The sequence below is a fragment of the Ensifer sp. SSB1 genome (assembly GCF_016652895.1).
Taxonomy (GTDB): domain Bacteria; phylum Pseudomonadota; class Alphaproteobacteria; order Rhizobiales; family Rhizobiaceae; genus Ensifer.
The window spans coordinates 19,753-28,037 of record NZ_JAEPRP010000093.1; the positions used below are offsets into that span (position 1 = coordinate 19,753).

The 8,285-nt window shown below is 64.2% G+C and carries 7 protein-coding genes; all 7 read right to left on the minus strand.

Translation table 11 applies throughout. The annotated features are described in order from the left end of the window. Position 1: 1 nt before the first annotated feature. The 7 genes from I8N66_RS21995 to I8N66_RS22025 all read right to left on the minus strand — a co-directional run bounded on the left by I8N66_RS21995 (position 2) and on the right by I8N66_RS22025 (position 7,867). Positions 2-1,672, minus strand: coding sequence for an ABC transporter ATP-binding protein (locus I8N66_RS21995; RefSeq protein ID WP_291157609.1), 1,671 nt, complete (start codon positions 1,670-1,672; stop codon positions 2-4). After that, on the minus strand, positions 1,669-2,613 hold the full coding sequence (locus tag I8N66_RS22000) for an acetamidase/formamidase family protein (protein WP_291157611.1): 945 nt from the start codon (positions 2,611-2,613) through the stop codon (positions 1,669-1,671). The genes I8N66_RS21995 and I8N66_RS22000 overlap by 4 nt, the downstream gene beginning before the upstream one ends. A gap of 60 nt (positions 2,614-2,673) precedes the next feature. Continuing rightward, the gene (locus tag I8N66_RS22005) at positions 2,674-4,293 is read right to left on the minus strand and encodes an ABC transporter substrate-binding protein (RefSeq protein WP_291157613.1); all 1,620 of its coding nucleotides are present in this window, start codon (positions 4,291-4,293) and stop codon (positions 2,674-2,676) included. An 89-nt stretch (positions 4,294-4,382) separates the two neighbouring features. Next, a complete protein-coding gene (locus I8N66_RS22010) occupies positions 4,383-5,303 on the minus strand; it encodes an ABC transporter permease (protein WP_113538341.1) in 921 nt (306 codons plus the stop codon). Position 5,304: 1 nt separating this feature from the next. Further along, a complete protein-coding gene (locus tag I8N66_RS22015) occupies positions 5,305-6,153 on the minus strand; it encodes an ABC transporter permease (protein ID WP_291157618.1) in 849 nt (282 codons plus the stop codon). After that, positions 6,153-6,734 (minus strand): ANTAR domain-containing protein, encoded by a 582-nt coding sequence (locus I8N66_RS22020; RefSeq protein WP_113538339.1) that lies wholly within the window; start codon positions 6,732-6,734, stop codon positions 6,153-6,155. The genes I8N66_RS22015 and I8N66_RS22020 overlap by 1 nt, the downstream gene beginning before the upstream one ends. Beyond that, positions 6,731-7,867, minus strand: a complete 1,137-nt coding sequence (locus I8N66_RS22025) for a transporter substrate-binding protein (protein WP_291157623.1) — start codon at positions 7,865-7,867, stop codon at positions 6,731-6,733. Before I8N66_RS22025 ends, I8N66_RS22020 begins: the two co-directional genes overlap by 4 nt. Between the last annotated feature and the right edge of the window lie 418 nt (positions 7,868-8,285).

The following is an 8,285-nucleotide window of genomic DNA, read 5'->3' on the forward strand; positions in this document are numbered from 1 at the left end:
CCTAGGCGCTTTTTCGCATCGGCGGATCCGGCAGCGGCACCGCGGCCATCAGCGCCCGAGTATAGGCATCCTGCGGATCCTCGAACACGGCGCGGCGCGTTCCCATCTCGACGATGCGCCCGCCGCGCATGACGGCGACATGGTGCGACATACGCTCGATGACCGCCATGTCGTGCGAGACGAAGAGATAGGCGAGCCCCATCGTCTCCTGCAGTTCGAGCATCAGGTCGAGCACGCGTGCCCGAACCGAAACGTCGAGCGCGGCAACGCTTTCATCGGCAACGATCAGCTTCGGATTGACCGCCAGGGCGCGGGCGATGCAGATGCGCTGCCGCTGCCCACCGGAGAACTCGTGCGGATAACGGCTAGCTGCATCAGGCCCAAGGCCGACACGACGCAACAGGTCGGCGACGCGATCCGCCCGCTCACTGCGATTGCCGATGCCATGGATGAGCAACGGCTCGGCGACCGCCGCTCCAACGGCCATGCGCGGATCGAGCGAGGCATACGGATCCTGGAAGATCATCTGCGCGGACCGGCGCACCGGCCGCATCTGCCGTTGCGACAGCGCGCCGATCTGCTGGCCGTCGATCGCCACATCCCCTTCGAAAGGAATGAGGCCGAGCACCGCCTTGCCGGTGGTCGACTTGCCCGAACCGCTTTCACCGACGAGGCCCAGCGTTTCGCCAGGGAAGATATTGAAGGAAACGTCACTGACGGCGGCGGCCAGCTTCTTTCCACCCAGAAGACCACCCGGCTTTTTCCCGTAGTGGACGGCGAGATCACGCACGGAGAGGACCGGAACGCTTGTCCGCGGGAGCGACGTCGCGGCCGTTGCAGCGATGCGCGGCGGACCATCGGTGCCTGCATGCGCCCCCAGCCTGGGGACCGCCGCCAGCAGTTCGTGCGTGTAGCGCTCGCGCGGCGAGCGGAAGATCGGCAGCACGTCGCCCTGCTCGACGATGCGGCCCTGCTGCATGATGACCACCCGGTCGGCCATCTGCGCGACCACGCCCATGTCATGGGTGATCAGCACGATCGAAGCGCCGAACTCCCGCTTCAGCTCCTTCATCAACGTCAGGATCTGCGCCTGCACGGTCACATCGAGTGCCGTGGTCGGTTCGTCGGCGATCAGTACCTTGGGTCGGCACGAGAGCGCCATGGCGATCATCACGCGCTGCCGCATGCCGCCCGAAAGCTCGTGCGGATATTGCGTCATGCGCCGCGCCGGCTCGGTAATATGCACCGCGTCCAGCATACGCAGGGCGACGACGCTCGCCGTTCCCCCTTCAGAACCCTGATGTTCGCGAATGGCCTCGGTCAGCTGCTCGCCGATCGACATCACGGGATTGAGCGATGTCATCGGCTCCTGAAACACCATCGCGACATCGCCGCCGCGCACGCTGCGCATGGCGCTGTTGGAGAGTTTCGAGAGTTCACGCCCTTCGAGCTTGATGCTGCCGGAGGCGATCCTGAGCGAAGCCTTCGGTAGCAGCCCCATGACCGCGAGCGAAGTCACGGATTTGCCCGAGCCGCTTTCCCCGGCAATGCAGAGTGTTTCGCCGCTCAAGAGATTGAAGCTGACGGCATCAAGGACCCTTCGCGGTCCTTGCGGCGTCAGCGCATCGACACAGAGGTCATCGATGCCGAGCACGGGTACTGCCGTTGTCACGAAAAGACGATCCTCGGGAAATAGAAGGAAACGACCCAGTTCGGCGCGTCGACGATCTCGCTGATCCTGAGATCGCCGCAGACCGAGCAGAGCAGATAGGCATCTACAGGGCTCAGGCCATGCTCAGCTCCGAGCAGATCGATCATGCGCATCAGGCTTTCGCGCGCGCCGGTCATCAGATCCGGGCCGATGCCGGTCGTCACTTCGTAGCCGGCAGCGTCCAGATGACGGGTCACCGGCCCGGGGGTGGTGAAGCGCGGGCTTGCGAGACGCGCGTCCTTGACGAGTTCGATCGTGGCTTCGACCTCCATCTGGCTTTCGATCGCCGTGCCACAGACCTCGCCATCGCCCTGCGCCGCGTGCGTGTCGCCGATGGAAAACAGCGCACCTTCCACCTCGACCGGCAGGTAGAGCGTAACACCCGAGGTGAGATCGCGAATGTCGAGATTGCCGCCGACCCGGCGCGGCGGCACGACCGAATGCAGGCCGGGCTCGGCCGGTGCGACGCCGATCGTACCGGCAAACGGCTTCAGCGGTACGCGGCCACCGGGACCATAGAGCGCCGGGGCCATGCTGGTCGCGTCGTAGGACCACATGTGCAGCGCCGGATCGGTGAACTGATCGGCGAGCAGGCCGAAGCCCGGGATATTGGCCGTCCAGCCGATGCCCGAGGGCACGAAGCGGCGGATCGTCACTTTCAATGCGTCGCCGGGTTTTGCGCCTTCGACATAAACAGGACCCGTCACCGGGTTGATCCTATCGAAATCGAGCGAGGCCAAGGTCTCGAGCGTCGAGCCGGCGCCAAGCTGGCCGCCGGAGGAATCCAGGCATTCGAAATGGATGGTCTCACCGGGCTTGGCGATCAGCGTCGGCTTGAAGTCGCGGTTCCAGCCGAAATGGTGCTTGGCGCGATGGATGGTGTGTGTGCAGGCAACGCACATGAAATCTCTCCCAAACTCATGAAGAGGCTCCCCGAAGACGACCTCCGGGGAGCCCGCCGCTCATTGCTTCACGTAGATCGCGTCGTAGTTGATGACCCGGGTCGGATCGACGTAGATTTCGCCCTCGCCGCCCATGCGCGGCGACTTGGCAACGACGCGGCGCTCGTTGGTGACGGGAACCCAGGGCGCATCGGCCATGATGTCGGTGAAGATCTTGCCCCATTCCGACTGGCGCTCTGCAGCCTTCGACGGATCAGACATGGAATCGGCGGCAACCGCGCGCTTGTCGAGCGCCTCGTTGCAGTACCACGACCAGTTCCACCCACCCTGGACCGCACCGGAGCAGCCGAGGATCGGGCCGTAGAAGTTCGACGGGTCCGGGAAGTCGGCGATCCAGGCCATGCCGCCAGACCAGATCATCGGCGCCTCGCCTTCCGTGCCGCCGGCGGCGATCACATTGGCCTGGGCAAGGGCGCGAACTTCCGCCTTGATGCCGATGGCAGCGAGATCCTGCTGGATCGCCTGGGCGATGCGCGGCTGCGGATCGGTGTTGGTCGAATAGAGCACCGTCTCGAAGCCATCGGCATGCCCGGCTTCGGCGAGCAGGGCCTTCGCCTTCTCGACGTCGTAGGCATAGCCGGTGAACGCCCTGTCATAGCCCGGCATCAGCGGCGGCAGCGGCTGGTTGGCAGGCGTTGCGCGACCATTGAGGATGCGGGTGATGCGCTCCTTGTTGATCGCCATGTTGACGGCCTGGCGAACCTTCACGTCGTCGAAGGGCTTCACCTTGGTGTTGAGCGTCACATAGCCAGTATGCAGCTGCTGTCCGTCGACGATGATCTCCGCGCCCTCGGGCGAGTTCTTGATTTCGAGGAATTTGGCCGGCGGAATACCGTCGCCGGCGATATCGACTTCGCCCTTCTGCAGCCGGAGCAGCGCGACCAGCGGCTCCTGGCCAACCTCGACCGTGAACTTGTCGATATGCGGCATGTCCTTGACGAAATAGTCGGGGTTGCGCTCGAAGGTCAGGCTCTGGCCGACGGTCCAGTCCTTGAGGACGAAGGTGCCGGAGCCGACCGGCTTCTTGCCGAAGTCGCCGGCGGCGGCTTCGACCGCTTCCTTCGGCACGACCGAGGCGAAGTTGACGGCGAGCACGTGCAGGAAGGTGGCGTCCGGGCGCGACAGGTGGAAGACCACCGTGGCGTCGTCAGGCGCTTCGATGCCTTCCAGCGTCGTCGCCTTGCCGCCCGAGAGATCGTCGAAGCCCTTGATCGCGCCGAAGAAGCCGGCGCCGGGACCTTGTGTCTTCGGATCGACCGCCCGCTCGATCGAATACTTCACGTCCGAAGCGACGATCTCGCGGCCATTGGTAAATTTCACGCCCTTGCGCAGCTTGAAGGTATAGGTGAGGCCATCCGGGGCCACCTCGAAGGTCTCGGCCAAGGACGGCACCAGCTCGGTCGTGCCCGGCTTGTAGTCCATCAGGCGCGAGAACAGGCTCTTGATCATCGACCAGTTGACCCAATCGTAGCCGATGGCGGGATCAAGCGTGGCGATATCGTCCTTGTAGGTGATGACGATGTCGCCGCCCTGTTTCGGCGCGTCCTGCGCCAGGGTCGTGAGCGGTGCTGCCACCAGTGCCGCAGCGACGGTTGAAGTTCGAAGCCAGCTTTTGAACATTGTTGTTCCCCTTTTTGGTTGCTGTGCGAGCTGGCGGTCGTCCGCCAGTAAATGCGTAAAAACAAAGAGATAGAGTGTTGGCAGGACTCCTAGCGGGCGCGAATGCGCGGATCGATGAGCGGCGCAATGAGGTCGGCAAGAAGGTTGCCGAGCACGATCGCCAGCGCCGAAACGAGCGTCACCCCCATGATGATCGGAATGTCGACCTGCTGGATCGCCTGCCAGGCGAGCTGGCCGATACCCGGCCAGCCATAGACCGCCTCGACGACCACCACGCCGCTCATGAACTGGCCGATATCGATGCCGATCATCGCGATGATCGGCAGAAGCGCGTTCGGCAGCGCATGGCGAAAGATGATGCGGAACGAGGAAAGGCCCTTGGCGCGCGCGGTGCGCACATAGTCCTGGTTCAAGACGTCGATCATCGCCGAGCGCACCATGCGCGCATACCAGCCGGCACCGAGGATGCCGAGCGTCAGCGCCGGCAGGACCACATGGGCGAAGGTGCCGAAGCCGCTCATCGGGAACCAGGCGAGCGTAACCGCGAAGACATAGAGCAGCAGCAGCGCAGCGACGAATTGCGGCGCCGAGACGCCGACGAAGGACGCCATCATCACCAGTCGGTCAACGAAACCGCCGCGCCGGATGGCTGCGACGACACCGAGAAACACCCCGAGCAGGACTTCGACGAAGATACCGGCCGCCATCAGGATCAGCGTTGCCGGCAGGCGCGCTGCGATCAGCGTGCCGACATCTGTCTTCTGCGCGTAGGAGCGGCCGAGGTCCCCTTGCACGAGGCCCTGGAGGTAGCTCCAGAATTGAACGAGCAGCGGCTGGTCGAGACCAAGTTCACGGCGGATATTAGCGACCGTCTGCGCCGTTGCGCTGCGCCCGGCGATCATGCGTGCCGGATCGGCAGGGAGTGCGTAGAGCAAAAGGAAGGTGATGGCGGCAACGCCGAGCAGGATGAGCGCGGTCTGCACGAGACGGCGCAAAAGCAGGAACGCCATCTCAGCCCCTCCCGCGTTGCGTCGGGTCGAGGATATCGCGCAGCGCATCGCCGACCAGATTGAAGGAGAGCGCGGTCAAGAGGATGACGGCGCCGGGAATGAAGACCAGCCATGGAGCCGCCTGGAAATAGCTCTGGCTCTCGAAAATGATGTTGCCCCAGGAGGGCGTCGGCGGCTGTACGCCGATGCCGAGGAAGGAGAGCGTCGCTTCGAGCAGCACCGTCGTCGCGATCCCGAGCGTGCCCCAGACAATCGCAGTGGGTACCAGATGCGGCAGGATGTGGTGAAACAGGATGCGGCCGTGGCCGGCGCCGAGCGAGCGCTCGGCGAGGATGAAGTCGCGTTCGACGAGGCCGCGGGTCTCGGTATAGACGATGCGGGCGACCTGGACCCAATTGACCAGCGCGATCACCATGGCGACGATCCAGAGGCTCGGGCGAAGCAGTGCCGCAAGCACGATCGCCAGCAGCAGCGCCGGAAATGCCATCATCAGATCAGTAAAGCGCATCAGCGCATTGCCGACCAGACCCTGCATGTAGCCCGAAAGAATGCCGATCATCAGACCGATCGAGACGGCCACACCATTGGCAACGAGGCCGATGACGAGCGAGGTTCGGGCGCCATAGAGCAGCCGCGAAAAGAGGTCGCGGCCGAGCGTATCGGTGCCGAGCAGGAACTGCGCACTTGGCGGCAGCGGCGCGCCTTCCAGTGTCAGCCCGTCGAACATCTGCTCGTCCGGGCTATAGGGCGCAATCACCGGTGCGGCCAAAGCGAGCAGGACGACCAGCGCCACGACGACGAGACCGAACAGCGCCGCCGGCTGCTTGAACATGGCTTTCAGAACCTGCATCAACCGGCCTCCGGCAGCGGCTCGGCACCGCCGAGAATGGAGCCGGCGATCTGCTCCATCGACAGGCGCTTCTTCATCGCGCAATTGCGCAGGATGCCGTAGGCCCGCTCCTCGTCGACATGGCAGGCCTGACCGATCTTCTGTACGGCGGCGTGAACGAGCGGGCGCATGCGCACGCGTTCTTCAAGATGCGCGAGCTTGTCGGCGACGGCGCGGCGCTCCTCGTGGATCCCAACCGCCAACACCAAGGCCGGGTAAACTGCCGAGGACGCGACGGGCTTGGCGATGATTGCCGCAACTCCCTGCCCCATGGCCCAGGCGACCCGCCCCGGTGCTTCCGAGCCGAGCAGGGCAATCAACGGCCTTGGCGCCTGTTCGTCCTTCCACGGTAGGAGCCCGCTCCAGCCCTGATCCGCATCGACCAGGATGATGTCGGGCAGGTCGCGCGCATCCAGCGGCTGCCACTGTACAGTGACGTCGAAGCCGAAGAGCCGGAGCTGTCGCACGAGCCGCTCCGTCGTCTGATCTTCGCGGTGCAGGATCGCCGCACGCCAGCCGGTGAAGTTCGGTGTTTCCCTCATGAGACGATCCGCAATTGGGGCACCTTGCGCTTGCGCTGGCCGGTCAGATAAGGGTCCGCCACGATCGGTAGCTGTGAGGCGACGATGTCGAAGCCGCCATCGTCGCTGATGCGACCGAGATGGAACGGCAGCGCGGCGTGGTGGGTCTGCGGATCGATCCTCAGCGGTCCGAGCACACTCGGATGCGCCGCCGCCGAAACAAGCTGCGTGATCGTCGCGGGATCGTCGACGCCGGCCTCGATGATCGCCTCGGCGCAGAGCTTCACCGAGGCGTAAGCGCTGGCAAACAGGCTGGAGATGCGCCGCTCCGGCCCGAAGCGGCTGGCGACGCGCAGCTTGAAGGCGGCATTGTCGGGTGAGACCACCGTGTCGAAATAGGAGGCGGCACAGAGCTGGCCGGTCGCTACCCCCAAGCCGATATCCGTGAGCTCACACTCCTGAAGGTCGCAGCTGACGACTGGGCAATTTTCCGGCCGGAACCCCGGGTCGCGCACGGCGAGCACCCGGATCGCCGCATGAAAGGCGTAGCTGGAAGGCCCGACGAGATTGTTGAGGATGAAGCTCGGCCGGCGCTGCTCGATTTCGGCAACGATGCGCTCTACCGCGGTTTCCTCGAGTGGCAGGTAACGTTCGCCGAGCACGGCGCCGCCGGCCTCCTCCACCAGTTCGCGCGCCAGGCGGTTCATTTCCCAGCCCCAGACATAGTTGGCGCCGATCAGGTAGGGCCGGTTGCCGAAGCGTGGCAGCAGATAGTCGAGCAAGGGCAGCAAATGCTGGTTCGGGCAGCCGCCCGTGTAGATGACGTTGTCATTGGCCTCGAAGCCCTCATAGGGGCACATGTACCAGAGCAGGCCGTCGTGCTTTTCGACCAGCGGAATGACTTCCTTGCGGGCGAGCGAGGTGATGGTGCCAATGATGTGGCGGCAGCCGTGATCGCGCAGCAGCGATCTGGCGCCTTCGAGATAACGGTCGATATTGGCTTCCGGATCGATGAAAACAGGCTCGATCCGGCCGGGATGGCTTGCCGCGATCTCCTCGATCGCAAGTTCCGCGCCGTCGCGGCAGTCGCGCCCCATCGTCCCGTAGGGCCCGGTGGTCGAATAGAGGATGCCGATCTTTACCGCGCCGCTCATGTATCCGCCAAAAACCAAAAACCCCACGACGCCGTGCCCATCGAAGATGGGGGCATCATGGGGCGAAACTGCCCGTCGACCATCGAGGTCATGTGAATGGGATTGATCTGCTCAATCTGAGAGCATGATTAAGATACGGGCAACTGGCTGCTGTCAAGCGCGTTTCGCGCGGTTCAGTCGAGGGGTGAAACCGAGGCGATCACATAGCGTATTCGGCAACGCTTCTCACAGGGCTGCCAGGCCTCCCCGCCAAGGCAAACTAGCTCGAAAGGAGGCGTTGACCTCAGGATCAGGAGTGACACGCTCAGGCATGGTTCACATCGGCCATTCGCGAGAGCCCAGTCTCCGGATGGCGCGAACCGAAAGGAGGTGGCATGAAAGAGACCGTGCCCGCTGAGAGAACGGATCACTGAGATGG